Here is a 22,414-nt window from a genome sequence, read left to right on the forward strand (position 1 = left end):
AGCACAAGCCGCCCCATTGGGTTTTATAGCTCAGCTTCAAGCAGTTTGCTGCTGCTCTACAACCTCGACACTAGATAATCAGTTAGAAGCCGGTAGCGCCCAGCTGTACGGGCCGCCTTACTGCTGCTTCCGATGCCTGTTTCTGCCATATCCCCCACTCCCACGCTGCAAGCCGGCATGGGTGCTTTGCCGCATGCCCTGGGTACCACCTTCCGCGTGTGGGCCCCCAATGCCGACGCCGTTTCCGTCGTCGGTCCTTTTAACGACTGGGACTCCACTGCCCATCCCCTCGCCCACGAAGCCGACGGCTACTGGGCCGCCGACATAGCCGACCTTGGGCCCGGTACCGAGTACAAGTTCTGGCTGCGAAGCGGCGACGCCGAGCTGACCCGCAACGACCCCTACGCCCGCGAAGTGACTCACTCGGCCGGCAACTCGGTGGTGCCCACCCACGAGTTCGACTGGGAAGACGACAAGTTTCAGATGCCAGCCTGGAATGAGCTGGTTATCTACGAGCTGCACGTGGGCACCTTCCACGCCCCCGACCCTGCCCGCCCCGGTACCTTTCTCGACGTGGTTGAGAAACTGGATTACCTGCGCGAGCTGGGCATCAACGCTATTGAGATTATGCCGCCCACCGAGTTTCCCGGGGGCCGGAGCTGGGGCTATAACCCGGCGCACCCGTTTGCGTTGGAAACCGACTACGGCGGGCCGTTGGCGTTCAAGGAGTTGGTAAAGCAAGCCCACCGCCACGGCATTGCCGTGATTCTGGACGTGGTCTACAACCATTTTGGGCCCGGCGACCTGGATTTGTGGCAGTTCGACGGCTGGCATGAAAACGAGGGCGGCGGCATCTACTTCTACAACGACTGGCGGGCCGAAACGCCCTGGGGCCACAACCGCCCCGACTACGGCCGGCCCGAAGTGCGCCGCTACATCCGCGACAATGCCTTGATGTGGCTCGAAGATTACCGCGTGGATGGCCTGCGCTGCGACTCTATTTCTCACATCCGCAACGTGGACGGCTCCAACGACCCCACCCGCGACCTGCCCGAGGGCTGGAGCCTGATGAAGTGGATCAATGAGGAGATTCAGGCCAAAATGCCCTGGAAAATCACCATTGCCGAGGATTTGCAGGGCAACCCCTATATCACCCGGGCCACTACCGACGAGGGTCAGGGCTTTTCAGCCCAGTGGGATGCCGCCTTTGTCAACATCCTGCGCGAGGCCCTGACCACGCCCCACGACGCGGACCGCAACCTGACGGCCGTAGCCGAAATTATCGGCCATACCTACAACGGTGACGCCTTTCAGCGCATTGCCTACACCGAGTCGCACGATGAGGTGGCCAACGGCAAGTCGCGGGTAACGGAGGAAATCATGCCCGGTGATGCCCACAGCTGGTTCCCGAAGAAGCGCGCCACGCTCGGAGCGGCCCTGGTGTTTACCGCGCCCGGCATCCCGATGATGTTTCAGGGGCAGGAAATGCTGGCCGACGGCTACTTTTCCGACGACCAGCCCCTGGAGTGGCAGCATGCCGACCAGCACGCCGGCCTGGTGCACTTGTACCGGGACCTGATCCGGCTGCGGCGCAACCTCGACGGCCAAACCCGCGGCCTGCTGGGCCAGCACACCGCCATAACCCACCTCAACGACGCGGACAAAATCCTGGCGTTCCGCCGCTGGGACCAGGGCGGGCCCGGCGACGAAACCATCATCCTGGCCAACTTCGCCGACCAGACTCACCCGGCCTATACCATTGGTTTGCCGGCCGGGGGCCAGTGGCGGGTGCGCTTCAACAGCGACTGGGAAGGCTACGATGAGGAGTTCGGCAACTTCGAAAGCGTGGACTCCGAGGCTACGGAAGGCGAATACGACGGGCTGCCCTTCCAAGCGAGCTTCGGGTTGGCGCCGTATTCGGTGCTGATTATTTCGCAGGAGGCTTTTTAACGACACTTTTACGCCCCGCTGCGTACCACCTTAGCGCAGGGTTTGGCGAAAACCGGCGGTAAAAAGCCCGGTTTCCGCCAAACCCTGCGTTTTTTTCACGTCAAAACTCCGTTAGAAACCTATCTTGCCAGTCCACGCCAAACCCCACCGCATGCAAGTCCCGCTCCCCACCCCCGAAGCCATTTCGCCCGACGCTCTGCTCGTGGAAGTTGCCTGGGAAGTCTGTAATCAGGTCGGTGGCATCTACACCGTGATTCGCTCGAAAGTGCCGGCGACGGTGCTCGGTTGGGAGGACCGGTACTGCCTGCTCGGCCCTTACTTCGCCAGCCAGGCCCAGAGCGAGTTTGAGCCCCTGGAAGATTACGCTTTCGAAAAATTGCCCGCCGACGACCCATTTGCCGCGGCCGTGCGCCAGATGCGCGCCCAGGGCTACGAGGTGCACTACGGCCACTGGCTCGTAACCGGCAAACCCCGCGTGGTGCTCATCAACCCCTACCAGGCCTACGACCGGCTCGGTCAGATCAAGGCTGACCTGTGGAACCACCATGGCATTCCGACGCCCGATAACGACGATTTACTCCACCAGGTCGAAGCTTTCGGCAACCAGGCCAAGCACTTTCTAAAACTGCTGGCGGAAGCCGTAGTGCCGCCCAAGCGCGTCATTGCCCACTTCCACGAGTGGATGACCGGCGTGGCCATTCCCGATCTGCGGCGCGAGCAGGTGCCGCTGCACATCGTCTTTACCACGCACGCCACGCTGCTGGGCCGCTACCTGGCCATGAACGACCCCAACTTCTACGACCACCTGATGCAGGTGAACTGGGCCGCGGAAGCCGTGCATTTCAACATCGAAACCGCCGTGCGCATCGAGCGGGCCGCCGCCCACGGGTCCCACGTCTTCACGACCGTCAGTGAGCTGACTGTGCGCGAGTGCATCTACCTGCTCGACCGGATTCCGGACGCGGTGCTGCCCAATGGCCTCAATATTGAGCGGTTTGTAGCCCTGCACGAGTTTCAGAACCTGCACCAGCTCTACAAGTCCAAGATTCACGAGTTCGTGATGGCGCATTTTTTCCAGAGCTACTCGTTTGATCTGGACAACACGCTCTACCTCTTCACCTCGGGCCGCTACGAGTACCACAACAAGGGTTTTGATTTGACCCTGGAAGCCCTGGCCCGGCTCAACTACCGTATCCAGCAAAGCGGACTGGAAGGCCAGGTGGTTATGTTCTTCATTACCAAAAGGCCCTTCCATAGCATCAACCCGCAGGTGCTGCAAAGCCGGGCCATCCTGGAAGAAGTACACGAAACCTGCGAAGCCATTGAGCGGCAGGTGGGCGAGCGGCTCTTCTACGCCGCCGCCGCCAGCACCGACCACCGCCTGCCCGATTTGAGTAGCATGGTCGACGACTACTGGAAGCTGCGCTACCGCCGCACCCTGCAAAGCTGGAAAACCACCAACTTGCCCCCGGTTATCACCCACAATCTCGTGGACGATGCGGGCGACGACATCCTGAACTTTCTGCGTCGGGCCAACTTGGTCAACAACCAGCACGACCGGGTTAAAATCGTGTACCACCCCGATTTCGTGTCGCCCACCTCACCCCTGTTTGGCATGGAGTACGGGCAGTTTGTGCGCGGCTGCCACCTGGGTATTTTCCCCAGCTACTATGAACCCTGGGGCTACACCCCGCTTGAGTGCGTGGCCCGCGGCGTACCAGCCATTACTTCCGACTTGTCGGGCTTCGGCGACTACGTCATGGAAACCGTGCCCGACCACGAGGCCAAGGGCATCTATGTGGTGAAGCGGCAGGAGAAAAGTTTCGACGAATCGGCTGAGGAGCTGACCGACATGCTCTGGAACTTCGTGCAGCTCAACCGCCGGGAACGAATCATGCAGCGCAACAACGTGGAAAGCTCCGCTGAGCTCTACGACTGGAAAAACCTGCGCGTGCACTATGACCGCGCCTACACGCTGGCCCTGGAAAGACAGTAAATATGACCAACTAATACGGATTTATGCCTCCGTATTAACTACCGGAAGCCCCGCTAATTAATTTGAGGAAAATTCCTTTAATTCAATTAGTGGGGCTTCGTTATTTCTTAATGTTTACCTTTTCCCTTTACCCAGTGCTGGGCCGTCTGCGAATTACCGCGCTGCTTTTTCTGGTAGGTGCTACCACCACCCTGGCCCGTGAATTCTGGCTGCTACCGCCACATTTTTTTGTGGTGCCCGGCACCCGAATTAATCTGCATGTATTTGTGGGAGACAATTTTATTGGCAGCCGCTGGCCTGGTAAATCCAGCCGGCTTACCAGCTTCGTGCACTACGCTCCCACCGATACAGTGGACCTGACCAAAACTGCCACCGAGCAAGACACACTCAGCACCTCGGTCGAAGTCATTCAGTTGGGCGTGCACCTGCTGGCTTTCAGTACCAACAGTGCCTTCACCGAGCTCGACGCGGAGCAGTTTAACGCATACCTGAAAGAGAATGGCTTAGAGCGAGTTAGCTACCTGCGCCAGCAGCGCGGCGAAACCACTAAGCCCGGCCGGGAGCTGTACCGGCGCTGCGCCAAAAGCCTGGTACAGGTGGGCCCGGCCGGCCTCGACACTAGCCGCGTGCATCGCTGGGTAACGGGCCAGCCTCTGGAAATTATTCCCGAGCAAAACCCTTATGCCCTCAGGCCTGGTGCCTCCCTGACCTGCCTGGTGCTGTACAAGGGTCAGCCCCTGCCCGCCACGCTGGTGCAGGTGTGGCAGCGCACCGGTGGCCAATCCCAAGTAATTAAATTGTACACCAACAAAAACGGCCGCGTGCTGTTTCGCCTTAACAGCCCAGGCAACTACATGGTTAGTTCTGTGTACATGGAAACAGCCACCGACCGGAAAGCGGCCGACTGGCAAAGTACCTGGGCCACGCTGACGTTTGGAATGGCCGGACGGAACACTAAATAATTTCTATTTTTTGTCTACCTTGAATGCCCCGGAGGCCTTCTGTACTGGAACATTTTTTTCTTACCTTCGCAACTCTATTAAACTCGAACCACCGACGGCATGAAGTACTCGATTGATAAAAAGGAAACTTACACGATTATCACCATTGACGAGAAGAAGCTCGACACTACCGTAGCTCCCGACCTGAAATCGGAATTCGTGAAGCTGAATGCTGAAGGCATCAACAACCTGATTCTGGACTTGAGCAACGTGAAGTACACGGACTCGTCGGGCCTCAGCTCTATCCTTATTGCCAACCGCCTGTGCAACTCGACCGGCGGCCTGCTCGTGCTCACCGGCCTGCAGGACCACGTTATGAAGCTCATCACCATCTCCAAGCTGGAGTCGGTACTGCACATTCTGCCCACCGTGGAAGAAGGCATTGACCGCATCTTCCTGCACGCCATCGAGCGCGACCTGACCAGCAAAGAATAGTTTATTAGAAGCTGTAAGCTGTTGGCGGTTAGCTGTTAGTTGTTCAGACTAGCGACTAACGGCCAGCAGCTTTTTCTTTTTCTCATCTTTAAAAAAGCGAATGGCCCTCCGCTACTAGCTACCAGCTTATTTTGGAGTTTGAGTTGAAAATCCTGGGTAGTGCCTCGGCCACACCCTTTCTGAATCGGCACCACACGGCCCAGGTGCTCACGGTGGGCAACCAGTCCTACCTGATTGATTGTGGGGAAGGCACCCAGCGCCGCCTGGTGGAGTATAAAGTGCGGCACCAGCGCCTGCGCACCATTTTTATTTCCCACCTGCACGGCGACCATTTCTTCGGGCTGTTCGGGCTGCTTTCTACCATGCACCTGCAGGGCCGCACCGAGCCGGTACAGCTCTTTGGCCCCGCCGGCCTGGATGAGATTCTGACCACTCAGTTTCGCTACTCCCATACCCAGCTCTCGTTCGACCTGCAGTTTACCGCCGTCGAGCCCGACCAACACGCCCTGGTGTATGAGGACCGCCACCTGACGGTGCACACGCTGCCCATGCGCCACCGAATTCCGTGCTGCGGCTACCTGTTCCGGGAAAAGCCCAAGCGCCGCCACCTCGATAAAGGCCGCCTGCCCGAAGGCCTGACGGCCGCCCAGCTCAGCCGGCTGGCCCAGGGCGAAGACCTACACGATGAAGCCGGCACTCTGCTGATCAGTAACGACGCTGTAACGACGGCGCCCAATCATTCGCGCAGCTACGCCTACTGCTCCGATACGCTCTACACCGAAAGCACTGCTGACCTGGTGCGCGGCGTCGATCTGCTGTATCACGAGGCCACCTTTTTGGAAGAAATGCGTGACCGGGCTGCTACCACCCACCACTCCACGGCCCGGCAGGCCGCTTTGCTGGCCAAGAAAGCCCAGGTACGCCAGTTGCTTATCGGCCACTTCTCGTCGCGCTACCGCGACCTAGAACCCTTGCTGCGCGAAGCCGAAGCCGTTTTTGAGCCCGTCGAGCTGGCCACCGAAGGCAAAACGGTCAGCATTCCGGAGTAATTGACTGGTAGAGCTCAGAGCCGGGAACCCAGCGTTTGAATTCGTTTTGTACCCTTCGCTAATCGGCTTATTTTCTGCTCAGCGCTGAGTTCTCAACTCCAAGTTCTACTTCCAAAGTCCTTCCCTTGAAAACATTCGCCCACAAGAAAAACCAACTGTACCTGGTGCTCAGTGGCATTTTCATTGTCAATGCCCTACTGGCCGAAATTATTGGCGTCAAGATTTTTTCCCTGGAGCCTCTTATCGGCCGGCCCGACAACCTGACGGCGGGCGTGCTGATCTGGCCCGTGGTGTTCGTCACGACGGACATCATCAATGAGTACTTCGGCAAGGAAGGCGTGCTGCGGGTGAGCTACCTCACGGCCGCCCTAATTCTGTTTGCCTTCCTGGTTATCTACGCTACCACCAAGCTGCCACCAGCCGCTTTCTGGCTCGATGTAAACAGCAAGGACCCGCAGGGCCAGCCCATCAACATCGACTTTGCCTACCAGATGATTTTCCGTCAGGGTCTGGGCATTATTGCCGGCTCCCTGACGGCCTTTGCCATTGGACAGGTGCTGGACGCCACTGTGTTTCAGGCTCTTCGCCGGGCTACCAAGGGCCGCTACGTGTGGCTGCGCGCCACTGGCTCCACGCTCGTGTCCCAGCTCGTCGACAGCTTCGTGGTCTTGTTCGTGGCCTTTTACGTGTTCGGCAACTGGAGCTTCGACCAGGTACTGGATGTAGCCAATACGAACTACTGGTACAAATTCGCTGCGGCCATCTTGCTTACCCCGGTGCTGTATCTGGCCCACTTCCTGATTGACCGGTATCTGGGCGTGGAGGAAACTGTGGAGCTGCAGCAGGAAGCCGCCGCCGACGTGAGCGTCTGATTTCATTCCCTCTTATTGTCTTAATCTGGCGACCGATGCGCTTCGTTGTTTTATGCCTGATCAGCCTGCTAATGCCGCAGCTGTTACGGGCCCAATCCTTGTTCAACACCTTCGAGCCGGGCTCCTACGTGCTGGTCAACAACCCCACACAGCGCGTACAGGGCAACCTGAAGCTGCGGGGCTGCACCGAGCTGCTGGTGAAAAACCCTGGGGGATACAGCGCCACGCTGGGACTGGCTGATGTCCAATCGTTTCGCCTGGGCCAGCAGCAGTTTATCAAGGCCGGCGGCTTCCCCGTAGAGCAAGGCCTCGACGGCGACACTATCGATCAAGCGTTTGTGGAGCAGGTCGATAGTGGACGGGTAGTGCTGATGCGGCTGCACTTTATTACGGCCGGCCCTACGCTGGTCGGGACCAGCGGCTTGCCCATGGGCAGTAGTAAGTCGTACGTGCTGTACCTGCTACGCCGGGCCGGTGAAGACACGATTACGCCGCTGCCGGCCAGCAGTAAACGGTTTCGGGAAGCCCTGCTCCCCTACCTTACGGCCCGCCCCGACTTGGCTAAGCTGGTCGCCGATAAGCTGATTACCACCGAAAACCTGCCCAAGCTCATTCATGCCCTCAACGCCGGGGCACCGACTCAGTAAAAGCGCAGAAACCGGGCAGGGCTGGCAGCGCGCTTTGTTTCGCCCGCCGCCCTGAATTACAGCGGCGCTTTCTGAGCGGCAGCATTACCTTTGAGAATCTTCAGGCCTACGCCCCAGGCTCATTACCGCGGCGAAAAGCAACTTTACTACTATGTCCCGTATCCTGACCGGCATTCAGAGCACTGGCCGCCCCCACCTGGGCAACCTGCTCGGCGCCATCCTGCCCGCCATTGAGCTGTCGAAGAACTCGGCCAATGAGTCGCTGTACTTCATTGCCGACCTGCACTCCCTGACCACCGTGCGCGACGCCGAGCTGCTGCGCCAGAACACCTACGCGGTGGCCGCCGCCTGGCTGGCCTGCGGCTTCGACACGGAGAAAAACCTGTTCTACCGCCAGTCCGATGTGCCGCAGGTGACGGAGCTGACCTGGTATCTGTCGTGTTTCACGCCCTACCCGATGCTGGCTAATGCCCACTCGTTCAAGGATAAGTCGGACCGGCTTTCCGACGTGAATGCGGGCTTGTTTACCTACCCCGTGCTCATGGCGGCTGACATCCTGCTCTACGACGCCGACATCGTGCCCGTGGGTAAGGACCAGATTCAGCACCTGGAAATCACCCGCGACATTGCCAGCACGTTCAACAACCGCTACGGCGAAACCTTTGTGCTGCCCCAGGCCCGCACCGATGAGCAGCTGATGACCGTTCCCGGCCTCGATGGGCAGAAGATGAGCAAGAGCTACGGCAACATCATCGACATCTTCCAGGACGACAAAGCCCTGCTCAAGACTATCCGCAGCATCATTTCGGACAGTACCCCGCTGGAAGCCCCCAAAAACCCCGATACCGACATCACGTTCAAGCTGTTTTCCCTGTTGGCCTCCCCGGCCGAAGTTGAGGAAATGCGCCAGAACTACCTGGGTGGCGGCTATGGCTACGGCCACGCCAAAACAGCCCTTTACGAAGTTATCCGCACGCGTTTCGCCACCGAGCGGGAGCAGTTCAACTTCTACATCAACAACCTGCCCGAGGTCGACAAGCGCCTGGCCGAAGGTGCCCGCAAAGCCCAGGCCTACGGCAGCGAGGTGCTGAATAAAGTCCGGGAAAAAGTAGGCTACAGCAAGCGATAATGTGCTGATGGGGAGAATGTGAGAAGTGTATCCTTGCGAGGCGGATCCGAAGCAGTCCGTCCTCTGCAGAAGTAGTCACTGTCTTTTACCCAAAAGCCCCTTACTACCGCATGTAGTAAGGGGCTTTTCAGTTAAGGACAATCAGTCCATTTCAGAAGACGGATGGTTTCACGCTGCTCGCAAGGACACACTTCTCACATTCCCTCACAGCAGCACATTCACAATTGACACATTAATACACCAGCCCATCCACGGACTGGTGCTGCTCGCTGGAGAAGCTGAAGCCGACTTTGCTGCCGCGGCTGACCTGCTGGTTTTCCACTTTCTGCTTAACGGTGATTTTCTGGATGTCCTGCATGGGCGGGGCAATCAGGTCGTTGTTAACGGCGGCAATCATGGCGCTTTCCACGAACAGGCGCATCATGTCGGGCGTGACTAGGTTGTCGGCCATGTCGTTGTCGGGCAATTCCAGCTGCTGCACGCCTTCGAGGAAGTAGTGGTTTTCGATGTTGATCAGCAGGCGGCCTACCAAGTAGCCTGGGTCGTTCATGCGCTGGTACTTGATGCTGTCAGCCATGAAGTTATACGCCATGATGTGGCCGAAAAACCGCCGCCGGAAGTCTTCTTCCACGTATTTGGAGGCCATCGGGCCGTAGTCTTCGGGGAAAGTGACGATGTTGGAGTGCATCACGAAGATGAGCAGGTCGCCCGAGAACTTGATGTGGAACTCCATGTCATTCACGGGCCGGTACTCAATCAGTACGTTCGAGTCGACGGGCGTAATCTTGCGGCTCAGCTCCACCACCAGCTCCTGCGACACGAGGCGGAGCATATCGAAGGCGGCGCGGGTATTGCGGAAAATGGCCTGCTTAGCAATGGACTTCTGTTGCAGGCCTTCGAAAATTTGGTCGAGGCGGTCGGCGGGGGCTTCCGCGGGCGAGCCAGGCGCTGAGGTAGGCAGATTATTGGTGGCCGTGGCCCCAGCCGATGCCTCCGGCGCTTTCTCGATGGTGGGCTCGGGGCGGGCGTGGCGGGCGCAGCGGCCGGATTTTCAACCAGGGACGTTACAGTTGGCGGGGTCGTATGGGGCATGGGCAGAGCAGTACGATGAACAAAAAGACCACCCAGAATACCGGCAGCAGCCTGATTCTGAGGCGTCCAAATGGGAATTTAACAACCCGCAACCCGTAGTTGCAAGGCTATTGGCTGCTTTTACCTACGCAAATAGACGGTTTCGCAGTTGTATCCAACTTCTTATTCCTGCTCTGCAATTACCCCGGCGGTATGTTGGCCCAGACGCGGCGGCGAAGCCAAAGCGGCAGCCCGCGGCCAGCTGCTGCTCTGAAAAGCCACCGTGCGCAGCCCCTGAAAATCCGCTTCCCCCACGGGCAGCAGCATCGCCTGCCCCGACTCCAGGGCCAGAGCCTCCCCCACCGTGCGCACCGCCCCGGCCGGCACCCCGAGCTGTTCCAGCGCCGCCAGCAGCTGGTCGCCATCTACTTCCGCTATTCGGGTCTGCAGCATAGTTTCCAGCGCCGCGCGGTTAGCTACCCGGGCCTCATTGGTCTGAAACCGAGCCTCCTGGGCCCACTCTGGCCGGTTAAGGGCCTGGCAGAGGTGACGAAACTGCCGGTCGGCACCCACAGCCAGCACCAGGCTACGGCCGTTGCCGGCCCGGTACACCGTGCCGTAGGGCACGATGCTGGGGTGGCCTGAGCCCATGGGCTGCGGGTCGTGGCCCGTGACGAGCCAGGTGGCAGCCTGGTTGGCCAACGAAGCCAGGGCGCTGTCGAGCAAGGCCACCTGCACCCGGCTGCCCTCGCCGGTGCGGCAGCGGTGGTAGAGGGCCGTGAGCAAACCTTCCTTGAGCTGGTGGGCGGCCAGCAGGTCAATCATGGCGACGGGCATTTTCTGGGGTTCCTGCCCGGGCTGGGCGTTGAGGAACATAAAGCCCGCCTCGGCCTGCAGCACGGCATCGTAGCCGGCCCGCGCCACCGTGGGGCCGTAGCCGGTGAGGTGGGCGTAAATCAGCCGGGGGTTCAGGGCCCGGAGCGTGTCGTAGTCGACGCCCAGCTTCTCGGCGTCGCCGGGTTTGTAGCTGGCCAGCACTACGTCGGCGCGGACGGCCAGCTGCTGCACCTGCGCTTTGCCAGCTTCGGTGGTCAGATCTACTATTACCGAGTGTTTACCCCAGTTGGCGCAGCTGAAATAGGCCGACACGTCGGTGTTGGCGGCCTCGGCGCGGGTTTTCCAGGTGCGGGTCACGTCGCCGGCTGGGGCTTCTACTTTGAGCACGGTGGCGCCCAGCTCGGCGAAAAACTGCCCCACCTGCGGCCCAGCCAATACAGAGGCCAGTTCCAGCACCAGTAGGTCGGCAAAGGGTAATGGAGTAGCAGCGGGAGCGGCCGAACTGGAAAACGACATTGGGTGTTGGGCTAGGTATAACTGACTGGGTGGACTTTGGCCGCGGGCGGCAGCTTCTTACTGCCGGCCTTACGACGGCCCAATGGCAAATCTACCGGGTTTTGTCCGTTGGAGGCCCCGGCGGCTGAACTCAGCAGCAGGCCTAGGAAATCCTGTATATTTACTCCCAAATCAAGCGGTTCGCTGGCCGAAAAACAGGGTCAGCCTTTTCTCACAATTACTTAGCTGAACCTTGAAGTTTTCCGATTTTAACCTCCACGACGACCTATTGGCCGGCGTCGACGCCATGAACTACGAGAATGCCACGCCCATCCAGGAGCAGGCCATTCCCAAAATTATTGACGGTAAAGACCTGATTGCCTGCGCCCAAACGGGCACTGGCAAAACTGCCGCCTACCTGTTGCCCCTGCTTGATAAGATTTCCCACGCCAAGCACGGCACTACCTCCACCCTGATTCTGGTGCCCACGCGCGAGCTGGCCACCCAGATTGACGAGCAGGTAACGGGCTTCGGCTACTTCGTCGAGGCCAGCAGCATCGCCATCTACGGCGGCGGCAAAAGCGAGAACTGGGAGCAGCAAAAGCGCGCCCTGACCAGCGGGGCCGACATCATCATTGCCACGCCCGGCCGCCTAATTGCTCACTTGCAGATGGGCTATGTCAAGTTTGACCAGATCAAGTACCTAGTGCTCGACGAGGCCGACAAGATGATGGACATGGGCTTCTCGGACGATATTCTGAACATCGTACGCCAGCTGCCCAAGGACCGGCAGACCCTGCTGTTCTCGGCCACGATGCCCAATAAAATCCGGGACTTCTCAAAGCAGATTCTCAACGAGCCCGAAGAAATCCGCCTGGCCGTATCCAAGCCTGCCGCCGGTATCGACCAGCAGTTCTACATGGCTTTCGACCGGCAGAAGATTTACCTGCTCGAACACCTGCTCAAAACCCAGGAAGTGCAGAGCATGGTGCTCTTTACAAGCCAGAAAGCGGCCGTGGCCGGCATCGTGCGGGCCATCAACAAGCTGGGCTACGTGGCCCAGGGCATCAGCTCGGACCGCACCCAGGAAGAGCGGGAGCAGATCATGCGCGAGTTCAAAAACAAGCAGTTCCCGATTCTGGTGGCTACCGACGTGCTCAGCCGCGGCATCGACATAGACTCGCTGAGCCACGTGGTGAACTACGACATCCCGCGTGCCGCCGAAGACTACGTACACCGCATTGGGCGCACGGCCCGCGCTGCCACCAAGGGAACGGCCATCACCTTCATTGCCGACCAAGACCAGGACCGCGTGCTCAAGATCGAAAAGCTCATTGAGCGGGAAGTCGACAAGCAAAGCATTACCGAGGAACTGGGTCTGGGCCCAGCCCCTGAATTTGACCCTAAGCGCTTCAGCGGCCTGGGTGGCAAAGTCGGGGGGCGGCCCGAGCGGGGTGGCCGCTCCGGCGGTGGTAGCCGCGGCTCGCGCCCCGAAGGCGCACCTCGGGGCGAAGGTGGCCGCCCACCCCGCCGCGACGCCGATTCGAAAGATCCGCGCCACAAGGAGCGCATAGCCAACGCCCAAGCGGCCCTGGCTGCTATTGATGCTGGTGGTGCTCCGGCCGTTCCTTATCAGCGCCCGCCGCGCCCGGAGGGTGAAGCTCGGCCGCCGCGGGAGCCCCGCGCGCCCCGGCCCGAAGGCGAAGCCCGCCCACCACGGGAGCCGCGTGCTCCACGGCCGGAAGGTGAAGCTCGGCCTCCCCGCGCAGAAGGCGAAGCTGGTGACAAGCCCAAGCGCCGCAAGCGTGGCGGCCGCAACCGCAGCGGCCGGGGCCCGCGCCCGGAAGGCTCGACCGAAACGGCTCCACAGACCACTCCCAGCGCCGAATAGCTGACTGAATTACAAAAGAAAAAGCTCCTGACTTATCAGGAGCTTTTTCTTTTGTAATTCAGTCACTACAGCTTGAACTGGGCGCAGACTTTCACGCCGAAGGTGCGCACGTCGGGCAGGTCGCGGTAGGTGAGGCGGTGCAGGAAGTCGACGCGGATGAACTTGAGGACGTTTTCGACGCCGTAACCGACCTCCACATAGGGCGTGGCACCCAGGGCCCGGAAGGTGGGCGTAGGAATGCCGCTGGCGTCGGTCAGGGGCGTAGTGTTGCGGTTAGCTTCGCGCAGTCCGCCTTGCAGCACGTTGCCAGTGGCCACGAGGCGCCAGTCCAGCTTTTTAAGCAAAGGCACGGTGTTGATGAGCAACCCTTCGAAGTAGTGCTCGGCGTGTAAAGACACGTACCGGTCACTGACGAATTCGAAGTAGCCCATCAGGTTGTAGGCATTGGAGGTGTAGATAGGCGACTCGTTGCCGAGGTGGGCTTTGAGTACCGGGTAAGGCACCGTGCTGGGGATATAGCCCGCATCTACCACGTATTCGGTGCGGCCGAGCTGGCCCAGGGGCAGGCTCTGGGTCACGGCCAGATTAAACTTGTGGTAGGCAAAGTCGCTGCCCAGCACGTTGTTCAGCCCGGCAGTATAGCGGAAGGTGAAGACCGGCCACTTCATCAGCCCCACGGCTGTGCGGTGGTTCTGGTTTTGCACCAGCACTTCACCCGGGGCGTAGCGCGACTCCATAATCACCTCCGAGAGCTCGAAGCGGTGAGCCGTGGGCGCATCCGGCGTTTGGGCCGGGCTGGTATAGTAGGCGAAGCTGTAGAGCGGGTCGAAGCGCTGGTGGCGTAGCGTTACCTTCTGGGTGAAGTTGTGAAACAGGTCAGTTTGGGCCCCTACGCTGGTGACTTCCCGCCATAAGGGCAGAAGGGGCTTGATGTTGCCGAAGCGGGCGGCCACCTCAAACAGGGGACTTTCCAGGGCAATATCGTTGTCGAGCAGGGCCACCAAGTCCACGTCGCGGCTGTGCTTGAGGCTGAGCACGGTCCAGTTGGGCCGGTTCACGATGCGGTCAGCGGAGAGGCCGTACTTGAATTCCCCGTCGCGGGTACCGTAGGCCAGGTAGCCCTGGGCCAACCAGTTGGGGCTCAGGTTGGGTGTAGTGCGCAGGCCGGCGCGCAGACGGTTACCTTCCACGTTGTTCCAGTTGTAGCTGTAAGCCACGGGCCCAAACTCTACCAATTCCCGCTTGCCCAGGGGCTGGTAGCCGTTCACGACCAGGTCGGCTATTTCCAGGAAGGTGCGGACCGAGGGCAGCTTGCCGACCGAGTCGAGCACGGTGAGGGTACGGGCCTCCTGGGCCGAAAGCGTATCGGGGCGGTGCTGCTCCCAGAAACCAACTGGTACCTTCAGCGCGTCGGCCGCGGTGGCCAGGGGCTGGTCGTAGAAGGCCAGCTCCCGGGGCTTCTGCACCACAAAGTCGGAGTTAATCGTGGTAAAGCGTACTAGCAGGCCGGTTTGCTTGGGCGTGGGCTTGAGGCCGACTACCACCTGCGTGCGGCTCGGCAGCCAGGGCCCGGCGGCCGTGGGGCGCAGCTCCTGCTGAATCCGGATCTGGTCTACGAAGTTGATGTTGGCCTTGGGGTCCACGGTCAAATCCAGCTTGCGCAGGGCGTAGGTGCCGGTAGTAATCCAGATGCGGCCGGTAAAGGCCAGATCCTGGGCCCGGCGCGGAAATACCTTGAGCTGGTAGCAGCGGTCCTGGCCCACCATCACCGAGTCTTCCAGGTCGTAATCGTAGGTGATGCGCCAGCCGTCGGCAATGGGCGAAATGAAGTCCTTGCCCATTACCACCTGCCAGTTGGGGTAAAAGTCGTAGTCCTGAAACGAGGAGCCCAGCAGCTGCGACAATACCGTGCCGTCGCGCGGGGCGGCCCCGTAGAGCTGGGAATGGAGGATTTCTTCCCGCTCCCGCACTGGCCGGTGGCGCACATAGTAGCGCGACACGACCTCCGAGCCGAACACGGGCACGGTGGGCTTACCCGAAGCATTGCGCTCCATCTCCCCCACCGAGCTGGCCATCGTTGTGATGTCCCGAATCACCTTACGCCGGGCCAGGCGGTCGGTGATGTCGGAGAGGCTGGCCTCGATGCGGTTGTAGCTGTCAAATTCGAAGGCTTCGAGCCGGGCTTTGTCGTTCTGGCGCTTGTGCTGCTGCACCCGGCGCAGAATGGTGAAAGCCGGGTTTTCGGTGGAGCGCACCACCACTTCGCCCAACGACACGGCCGCCGAAGGCAAAGCCAGGTTGATGGTTTGCTGGGCCTGCCGCCCCACGGCCCGGCTTTTGGCCCGGAACCCCATAGCCGAGGCCGACAGCGAATCGATAGGCTGAGCCACACTGAGCTGGTAGCGCCCGTTGTCGTCGGCGGTAGTCCCGATGCTGCTGCCTTTGACAAAGACCGAGGCAAACGGCACGGGCTGCCCGTTGGCCGCCTCCGTGACTTGGCCGCTGAAAACCATCCGCTGCGCCAGCGCGGCCGTGGGGCGCGTGAGCGTACTCAGGCCGAGCAGCAGCAGCACTATATATCGTTTCATGAAAAGCAGAAATGCAGAAGCGGCAAGCTTTATAGCGGCGCTTCCTGGCAATAAAGAATGGGCCCGCAAATGGCTCCGCTCGGCGTTGGTTTAGCCCCAGGAGCCCGAACGGCACCGAGGAGTTGCACCAGGAGTAGGCCGAGCGCTACCGGCTACTTAATCGGCCAGCAGCTGGATCAGGGGCGTGAAGAAGATAGAGAGGCCGATGAAGCCCAGCAGGCCGGCGTAAAACAACAGGGAGTAGAAGGTTGCGGAATGGGAATCGGGTTGAGAGTGGGTAGCTCGTTGCATAACACAGCTCCTGGAAAGTTTATAAACGCCCCGCTATTTCGGCCCTAGTCAGCAGGGTGATGAAAGTACCGGGAAAAGAAGAGTTGTAGCAGAAAAAATTATACTACTGCCCACACGGCTTTCCCTAACGCACTCCACCCAAGCTATTTTGGCAGAATTTGCTACGAAAAAGGCATGCCTGGGCCGGTGAGCCGAATTGGGGCAGCAGCGGAGGAATTGGTGGGATAGAGGAGAGCGGAAAACGGGGCGCAAAGGTACGCCCTAAAAATTACACTATTTACTGTGACCCAATAGTCTTTACAATTGTTTCACTCAGGGGCGAAACGGCCGGGCCGAAATAGTGCGTCAAGTTACCATCGGCACTGATGAGGTATTTAGAGAAGTTCCAGTCGGGCGCCTGCTCGTTCCAGCCGTTCTGGCGGGCTTGCGTCAACCACTGGTAAACCGGGTTTTGGGCGGCTTGTTTAACGACCACGCTTTTTTTCATCAGCGGAAACGATACCCCAAAGTTGACCTGGCAAAACTCCTGAATGGTGTGGTCGTCGGCCTGCTCCTGCTCCTTGAAGTCGTTGGCCGGAAAGCCCAGGATAACCAGGTTGTCGGCAAACTGCTCGGAAAGCTGCTGCAGCTCCTCGTACTGATTGGTGAAGCCGCAGTTGGAAGCCGTATTGACCAGCAGCACCTGCTTGCCCCGCAGCTCGGCAAAGGGCAGCGGCTGGCCGGTATTGAGCTGGCCGGCTAGGTCGTAAAATGACACGGGCGCGGTCTTGCCCGGTTTGTTTTCCAGCACCTTGCCCCGGCTACCGGACTTGGAAAGGCGCATAATCAGCGGATACAGCGCTTTTAGGAGTTTCTGACGAAATGAAGGCATAGGCGTAGAGGACCGGGCAAATACCGCTGGAAGTGAGAGAAAAAGCAGTTCCTGGTGAAAGAGGACCTGCAGTATTCCCCGGTTTTTGCTGTAGACGAATAACCCGTCCGGAAACTTTACGCTCGCGCAAAGTTTCTGCTTTTTCCCGCGAATAATTGGGCCTCCCGGCGAGATTAACGGTAGCTAACTCAGCCCCCGGGAGTCTACTCGGTCTCACTGACCAGGTTTCTGGTTTCGTTTCCCTGCCCGTTTAGCTCCGGTACCGGCTGCCCAGATGGCCTCACGACGCAGTTTTCCCGGGGTGCTGTAGTCCAGCGTTGCCGATAAACAACCGTGCTGATTCCGGGCCGATAAGGTTTCTGGCATGGTCAGTTGCCCCTAGTTGATACGCCCGGGTCAGGTAGCTCATACCGCGGCGGGCCCCTACCCTACGCGTTATAAAAGGTACCGTAATAATCTTCGGAGAGCTGCTGCTGCACGGGTTGCAGGTTGGTACTCAGTTGGGCAATATCGGCAGCTACTTTTTCCGGGGTACCGTAGCTGATGCAGAAGCCACCTTCGGCTGACGACCATTTTTCCTGGCTCGTGCCCTGCACCGTGTTGGCCAGAAAAAGCCGCACCTCCCCTGCGCCGGGGGCTTTGCGGGCCCGCTCCCGGAGCCCAATTGTCCACTGCACCGGGTTGCCCAGCTTTTCCAGCACAAAAGAACGACGGGCCTCGAAAGGTAAATGCTCAGGCCAGTCCGGCCGGGCCGTAAAGTGCCGTAGCTCCCGGAAGAGTTCCTGCAATAACTGCTGCTCGGTAGCCGTATAGCCGGGTTTCTGGTCCAAGGTATCGGTTCGGTTAGGGCTTTGGGGTTGCTCTACAGCCCACTATAGCTCAAAGCGGGCCTCAAAAGCCGTATCCGGATTAAGCACCACCGGGCGGGGAGCAGCACCGGGCAAGTGCTTGCTCCACACTAGGCGGGCCAGCACCAACCCCTCGGGCGGCGCACCAATGCCGCCCAGCGGCAGCATCTCGGGGCTGGTAAAGAGGGGAGTAAAGGCCTCCCCGTCTTTGGAGAAAGACTGAACGACGAGCTTTTTCTGCTCCAGCTGGGCTTTGTGCACCAGCGCGTACACGCCCAGGTCCCGGACGGTACCGGCCAGCTCGGCCGGGTCGCGCTGCTGGTCAAACAGGCCTTTGAGCAACTCCTGCTCGACGCCGCGCTCCTGCTGCCGGCTGAAAAATTGCAGGCCCTGCTCCTGCACGGTGGCAAACAGCTCGGCATCTTCCTCGGAGGAGGCAAAGAACATGGGGGCCTGGGGCAGGTAGGCCTGCTTAATCAACAAGCTCATCTTTTTGACGCCTTCCAGGTCACCGCTGTGCTCAACGCCCAGAAACAGGTCGTGGGTCTGGCTGACGGAGCTGTAGAGAAAGGCAAACCAGGCCGCCTGCACCTCTTGCTTCTGAGTGAAGTAGCTGACCAGATCATCAATAAAGCTGCGGGGCACGGAAGATTCCATAAGGAAAAAGAAGGGTCAGGGGCAAGATAGAAAATCGGGATGGTGCGGGGCAGCAGGGCTAGATCCTGCGCTACTAAGAGCTCGGCTAGCCGGCAATCATTCGATTATGATGAATGGCGGCTTGCTGGGCGCGGCCAATTTGGTGGCCGAGTTCCTCTTCATTGATTACCTCCACCTGCACAATTTCGTAGATAGTAACTTGAAAAAAGGCCCGTTCGGGCTCCGCTACATCGTAGTGGTAACTCATTTGGTACAAGGCCAGAAACTGAGAAGTACTAGCCGCGTTGGTGTAGTAATGCACCCCGGGAAACGCGGCCTGCTTCGGATACTGATTCACTGCGCCGGGCTGGGGCACAACGTGGTACTCATAATCCTGGCCCAAAGGCGTGTCCTGGTAACAAGCTTGTACATAGCTAAATACGCTAGCCAACTCATCGAGCAACGACTGGTCGCGCAGCTTATAAGTGCTCAACGCCTGGCCCTCTTTGAACCACTCCTGGTACTGCCAGTTCCACTCGACGGGCTCGCCTGTACTGGGGCAGCGGTGAGTCAGCTGCCAGTCTCTCCCGCTGTTGAACTGCACGGGCAGCGCCGTGTCTATTGGCGAGGCCGATACCAAGGGTTGATTAGCCACCGGTACGGGTGTAATAATGACCCGCTCAACCGGGAACAACCGCCGAAGTAAAGGTGGGTGAGATGCAGTTTCCATAGCAAGGGAATAAGCGGCTCTTAGTTATTTCAGCTTTTTCGCCCGATTATTGGGCAGGACTTTATAGTCGCCGCTGGGCGAAGACTTAAGGTCGACCTTCAGGAAGCCTTGGTCTTGCATCTGCTTCCATTCCTGGTAGCGCCAGGTATTGTCCTTAAAGAGCAGGCGCATCTGCGTACCGCCGCCGGGCTGCCCGTACCAGGGAATTACTTCCGCCAACTCTCCTTCGACCAGATCAATGGGCACGTCATTAAGCACTTCTACCGTGTAGGCTAAGGGGTACTTATTCTCAGCCCGGTCCAAGGCCCGCGACTCGAACGATTGCGGAACAGGGGGCGTCCCAGCCGTACCCATTGGCGACATAAAGGTGCCGATAAAGGTTACGTTGAACTCGTCGCCGGCCTCCAGAGGCAGCTTGTTGGCGGGGTTAGCCGGGTCGGGCTTTTTATCGACCACGTCGCCCTGGTAACGGTCGAAAACGTCGCCTTTTTTCAACTGCACGTTTCGGCGCTGATACCCACCGTTGGCCGGAGGCCAATGCCCGTTCAGTGGTTTAGAGTTGCCGTCGGCCGGGTCCACGTAGTAGCTGCTCTTCACCAAATCCTCTACGGCTTTCCAATGTGGTGCAGAGGGCTTGCCTGGCCCCGAAGCGGCGGAGGCCGCGTTGAACAGATCATAAATCTGCTCGATTACCTCCGGTGGCTGCATGTGCTCGGCCCCTTTGATAGTTTTGGCAAACTCAGCCAGGCTGTACTCCGCTACAAAGGCCTTGACTGCGGCAGCCGGCGAAGCAACGGCCGCCGCAGCGGCTAGCGCCAGGGAAGGCACTGCCGCCAGGCTCGGCATTTTAGCGCCGCCGAGTGCGGCGGCCAGGGCCGGCGCGGCCGGGCCGCCGGCAAGCAGTTCAAACTCGGGGCGGTGATGGTCAGCTGGCAGGTATAGGCCCCGTTTTCGCCGGCCGAAGCCTGAAATACCTCCTCGTAGTGCACGCACTGGCCGGCGGCAAAGGAAATGGTTTCGCGCGGCAGGCCAGCCAGCGAGTCGTCGTAGAAAATAACCTGGCCGGCCAGCGGCTTGAAGGACGTAGCCGCCCAGCTTAGCAGCAGTTCGCCCCCAACGTCGGGCACATCCAGCACCAAATGCAGCGGGCCTTGGCGCACGCGCGCCGCAACGCGGCCCCGCGCATCGGTCGTCTGTTGGAAGCTGTAGGAACACTGCAGCATCGGAATTGCGACACCTTCCAAATGAAGCTCAGCATAAAAGGAAGCCATAGGAAATCGGGGATAAGCGTAAGAATAGCGTTGGCAATATAGAAACTTACGCTCAGCCGGGCCCGAATGGATGCCTCGGTGCCCCGCCAAGCTAAAGTAGGCAGCTACCAGGACCCGACTTTTCCGCCCTGCCGGCTGCTACTCCGCCCTTTTTAACCTAACACCTGCCCCAGGCCAAACAGCAGGGTAAAGACCAGGGTAGTCAGGGCCATCTGTTTGAGGAGCGGGTCGAGCTGCATTGAATCCTGGCGCTGCCACACCGCCCGGGCGTTGCGCAGCAGCAGCGGGGCGGCCAGCAGAAACAGCCACTGCCAGGGCGAATGATAGGTAAAGGCCACGTACACAATGGCTGCGCCCAGGCCCAGCAGCAGCAGCAACCAGTGGTAGCGCCGGGCCCGCACCGGCCCAAGCCGTACCGGAATGGTAATTTTGCCAGCCAACTCATCCGAGCGAATGTCACGGATGTTGTTCACGTTCAGCACGGCCGTGGCAAAGCAGCCCAAAGCGGCAGCCGGCAGCAGAATACCCAACGGCAGCTCCCGGGCCTGCAGGTAATATGTGCCACAGACGCCCACCAGCCCGAAGAAGATAAACACCGACAGGTCGCCCAGGCCGGCATACCCGTAGGGCTTGGAACCAGCCGTGTAGTTGACGGCCGCCCAGATGGCACTCAGGCCCAGGACCAGAAACGAGAGAAATACCCACAGGCCCGACAATCCTAGCGCCACCCACAGCAGGCTAATGCCCGCCAGAAACGAGAGCACCCCAAACACGGCCATGCCTTTTTTCATCTGGGCCGGCGTGATGGCGCCCGACTGCACGGCCCGCTGCGGCCCTTCACGGTGCACGCTGTCGGCCCCGTTCTGGGAGTCGCCGTAGTCGTTGGCCAGGTTGCTCAGAATCTGGAGCAGGATGGTTGTCAGGGCGGCCAGGGCCACTACCGCGCCCCGGAACTGGCCATGGGCGGCGGCCAGAAAGCCCCCCATCATGATGCTGGCCAAAGCCAGGGGCAAGGTGCGGGGCCGGAAGGCCGAAATCCAGGCTTTGGCCGGACTAGCCGAGCCGGGGGAAGTGGAAGCAGGAATGGTAGTCATAAAAAACAACCGAACGTGATGCTTCGGCTTCGCTCAGCATCACGTTCAGGGAAAAAGCCAGAAGAAAGAATTACTGCAGAATGGCGGCTACCAACTCGTCGCTCATAGGCTTCACCTTCGACGGATAAAAGCCGACTACATGGCCTTGCTCATCCACCAGGTACTTGCAGAAGTTCCAGTTAGGAGCTTCGCTGATAGTGCCGTTCTTGGTTTTGTCGGCCAGAAACTGGTAGAGCGGGGCCGTATCATCGCCCTTCACCGAGATTTTGGCAAACATGGGGAAGGTCACGCCGTAGTTTTTCTCGCAAAACGTGGCAATCTGCTCGTTGGAACCTGGCTCCTGCCCCCGAAGTTGTTGGCTGGAAAGCCTAGCACCATGACCCGGTCGCCGTGCTTTTTGTAGAGCTCCTCCAATTCCTTGTATTGGGGCGTGTAGCCGCACTCAGAAGCCACATTCACGATGAGCAGCTTTTTGCCCTTGAACTGGCTGAGCGGCACGTCCTTGCCATCGATGGTTTGTACCGTAAAGTCGTAGACGGAGCCGCGGGCGGTAGTTTCAGATACAGAACTGGTCATGGGGCTGGCTGGTGAAGATGGCGTCGTGGTGTTGGAAGAGAAGCCGCAGGCGCCCAAGCAGGCACCGAGCAGCAGGATAAGGGCAGCTTTCATAGCAGGAGGAGGTTAGGCGATACGCGCTGAAGCTGGCAGCTGC

21 protein-coding genes and 1 pseudogene are annotated in these 22,414 nt (G+C 59.6%); 9 read left to right on the plus strand and 13 right to left on the minus strand.

Translation table 11 applies throughout. The features are described 5' to 3' along the window. The first annotated feature begins 132 nt into the window (after positions 1-132). From MUN80_RS22900 to trpS, 8 genes are all read left to right on the plus strand, one after another. Positions 133-1,950 (plus strand): alpha-amylase family glycosyl hydrolase, encoded by a 1,818-nt coding sequence (locus MUN80_RS22900; RefSeq protein WP_244716701.1) that lies wholly within the window; start codon positions 133-135, stop codon positions 1,948-1,950. Between the two features lie 151 nt (positions 1,951-2,101). Continuing rightward, positions 2,102-3,946: a glycosyltransferase gene (locus MUN80_RS22905; protein WP_244716703.1), complete on the plus strand. Its 1,845-nt coding sequence runs from the start codon at positions 2,102-2,104 to the stop codon at positions 3,944-3,946. 110 nt (positions 3,947-4,056) lie between these two features. Then, complete coding sequence (locus MUN80_RS22910; RefSeq protein ID WP_244716705.1) at positions 4,057-4,908, plus strand: DUF4198 domain-containing protein; 852 nt, start codon at positions 4,057-4,059, stop codon at positions 4,906-4,908. 99 nt (positions 4,909-5,007) lie between these two features. After that, positions 5,008-5,382: an STAS domain-containing protein gene (locus MUN80_RS22915; RefSeq protein ID WP_044002696.1), complete on the plus strand. Its 375-nt coding sequence runs from the start codon at positions 5,008-5,010 to the stop codon at positions 5,380-5,382. Positions 5,383-5,513: 131 nt separating this feature from the next. Further along, complete coding sequence (locus tag MUN80_RS22920) at positions 5,514-6,431, plus strand: ribonuclease Z (RefSeq protein WP_244716707.1); 918 nt, start codon at positions 5,514-5,516, stop codon at positions 6,429-6,431. 125 nt (positions 6,432-6,556) lie between these two features. After that, positions 6,557-7,303 (plus strand): queuosine precursor transporter, encoded by a 747-nt coding sequence (locus tag MUN80_RS22925; RefSeq protein ID WP_244716709.1) that lies wholly within the window; start codon positions 6,557-6,559, stop codon positions 7,301-7,303. Positions 7,304-7,338: 35 nt separating this feature from the next. Continuing rightward, complete coding sequence (locus MUN80_RS22930; RefSeq protein ID WP_244716711.1) at positions 7,339-7,950, plus strand: hypothetical protein; 612 nt, start codon at positions 7,339-7,341, stop codon at positions 7,948-7,950. A gap of 151 nt (positions 7,951-8,101) precedes the next feature. Next, positions 8,102-9,079, plus strand: coding sequence for a tryptophan--tRNA ligase (trpS, locus tag MUN80_RS22935; protein ID WP_244716713.1), 978 nt, complete (start codon positions 8,102-8,104; stop codon positions 9,077-9,079). Positions 9,080-9,311: 232 nt separating this feature from the next. Here trpS and MUN80_RS22940 read toward each other — a convergent pair whose 3' ends face one another. Together MUN80_RS22940 and MUN80_RS22945 are read right to left on the minus strand one after the other, a co-directional pair. Beyond that, positions 9,312-9,911 (minus strand): hypothetical protein, encoded by a 600-nt coding sequence (locus MUN80_RS22940; RefSeq protein ID WP_244716716.1) that lies wholly within the window; start codon positions 9,909-9,911, stop codon positions 9,312-9,314. Positions 9,912-10,333: 422 nt separating this feature from the next. Further along, on the minus strand, positions 10,334-11,503 hold the full coding sequence (locus MUN80_RS22945) for a CaiB/BaiF CoA transferase family protein (protein WP_244716718.1): 1,170 nt from the start codon (positions 11,501-11,503) through the stop codon (positions 10,334-10,336). Positions 11,504-11,789: 286 nt separating this feature from the next. Between MUN80_RS22945 and MUN80_RS22950 the strand changes: the two genes are divergently transcribed. After that, a complete protein-coding gene (locus MUN80_RS22950; RefSeq protein WP_244724951.1) occupies positions 11,790-13,373 on the plus strand; it encodes a DEAD/DEAH box helicase in 1,584 nt (527 codons plus the stop codon). A 65-nt stretch (positions 13,374-13,438) separates the two neighbouring features. On the opposite strand, the gene MUN80_RS22955 is transcribed toward MUN80_RS22950, so the two are convergent. The 11 genes and pseudogenes from MUN80_RS22955 to MUN80_RS26160 form a co-directional block, all read right to left on the minus strand. Then, the gene (locus MUN80_RS22955) at positions 13,439-15,961 is read right to left on the minus strand and encodes a DUF5686 and carboxypeptidase-like regulatory domain-containing protein (protein ID WP_244716720.1); all 2,523 of its coding nucleotides are present in this window, start codon (positions 15,959-15,961) and stop codon (positions 13,439-13,441) included. Between the two features lie 156 nt (positions 15,962-16,117). Next, positions 16,118-16,252, minus strand: a complete 135-nt coding sequence (locus MUN80_RS26060; protein WP_262922026.1) for a hypothetical protein — start codon at positions 16,250-16,252, stop codon at positions 16,118-16,120. A gap of 277 nt (positions 16,253-16,529) precedes the next feature. Further along, positions 16,530-17,123: a glutathione peroxidase gene (locus MUN80_RS22960; RefSeq protein ID WP_244716722.1), complete on the minus strand. Its 594-nt coding sequence runs from the start codon at positions 17,121-17,123 to the stop codon at positions 16,530-16,532. Between the two features lie 428 nt (positions 17,124-17,551). Further along, positions 17,552-17,953 (minus strand): hypothetical protein, encoded by a 402-nt coding sequence (locus MUN80_RS22965; RefSeq protein WP_244716724.1) that lies wholly within the window; start codon positions 17,951-17,953, stop codon positions 17,552-17,554. Positions 17,954-17,995: 42 nt separating this feature from the next. Continuing rightward, positions 17,996-18,628, minus strand: coding sequence for an SseB family protein (locus MUN80_RS22970; protein ID WP_244716726.1), 633 nt, complete (start codon positions 18,626-18,628; stop codon positions 17,996-17,998). Positions 18,629-18,713: 85 nt separating this feature from the next. Next, the gene (locus MUN80_RS22975) at positions 18,714-19,337 is read right to left on the minus strand and encodes a hypothetical protein (RefSeq protein WP_244716728.1); all 624 of its coding nucleotides are present in this window, start codon (positions 19,335-19,337) and stop codon (positions 18,714-18,716) included. Between the two features lie 24 nt (positions 19,338-19,361). Further along, entirely contained in the window at positions 19,362-20,165 is an 804-nt protein-coding gene (locus MUN80_RS22980; RefSeq protein ID WP_244716730.1) for a glycohydrolase toxin TNT-related protein, read from the minus strand. After that, on the minus strand, positions 20,147-20,608 hold the full coding sequence (tssD, locus tag MUN80_RS22985) for a type VI secretion system tube protein TssD (protein WP_244716732.1): 462 nt from the start codon (positions 20,606-20,608) through the stop codon (positions 20,147-20,149). Before tssD ends, MUN80_RS22980 begins: the two co-directional genes overlap by 19 nt. Before the next feature lie 152 nt (positions 20,609-20,760). Beyond that, complete coding sequence (locus MUN80_RS22990) at positions 20,761-21,702, minus strand: 1,4-dihydroxy-2-naphthoate polyprenyltransferase (protein WP_244716734.1); 942 nt, start codon at positions 21,700-21,702, stop codon at positions 20,761-20,763. 70 nt (positions 21,703-21,772) lie between these two features. Then, positions 21,773-21,979 (minus strand): hypothetical protein, encoded by a 207-nt coding sequence (locus tag MUN80_RS26155; RefSeq protein ID WP_375373997.1) that lies wholly within the window; start codon positions 21,977-21,979, stop codon positions 21,773-21,775. 3 nt (positions 21,980-21,982) lie between these two features. Further along, positions 21,983-22,371: pseudogene (locus MUN80_RS26160) on the minus strand (glutathione peroxidase); the annotation flags it as partial. Between the last annotated feature and the right edge of the window lie 43 nt (positions 22,372-22,414).

The organism is Hymenobacter cellulosivorans (genome assembly GCF_022919135.1).
In the GTDB taxonomy this organism is placed as follows: Bacteria; Bacteroidota; Bacteroidia; order Cytophagales; family Hymenobacteraceae; genus Hymenobacter; species Hymenobacter cellulosivorans.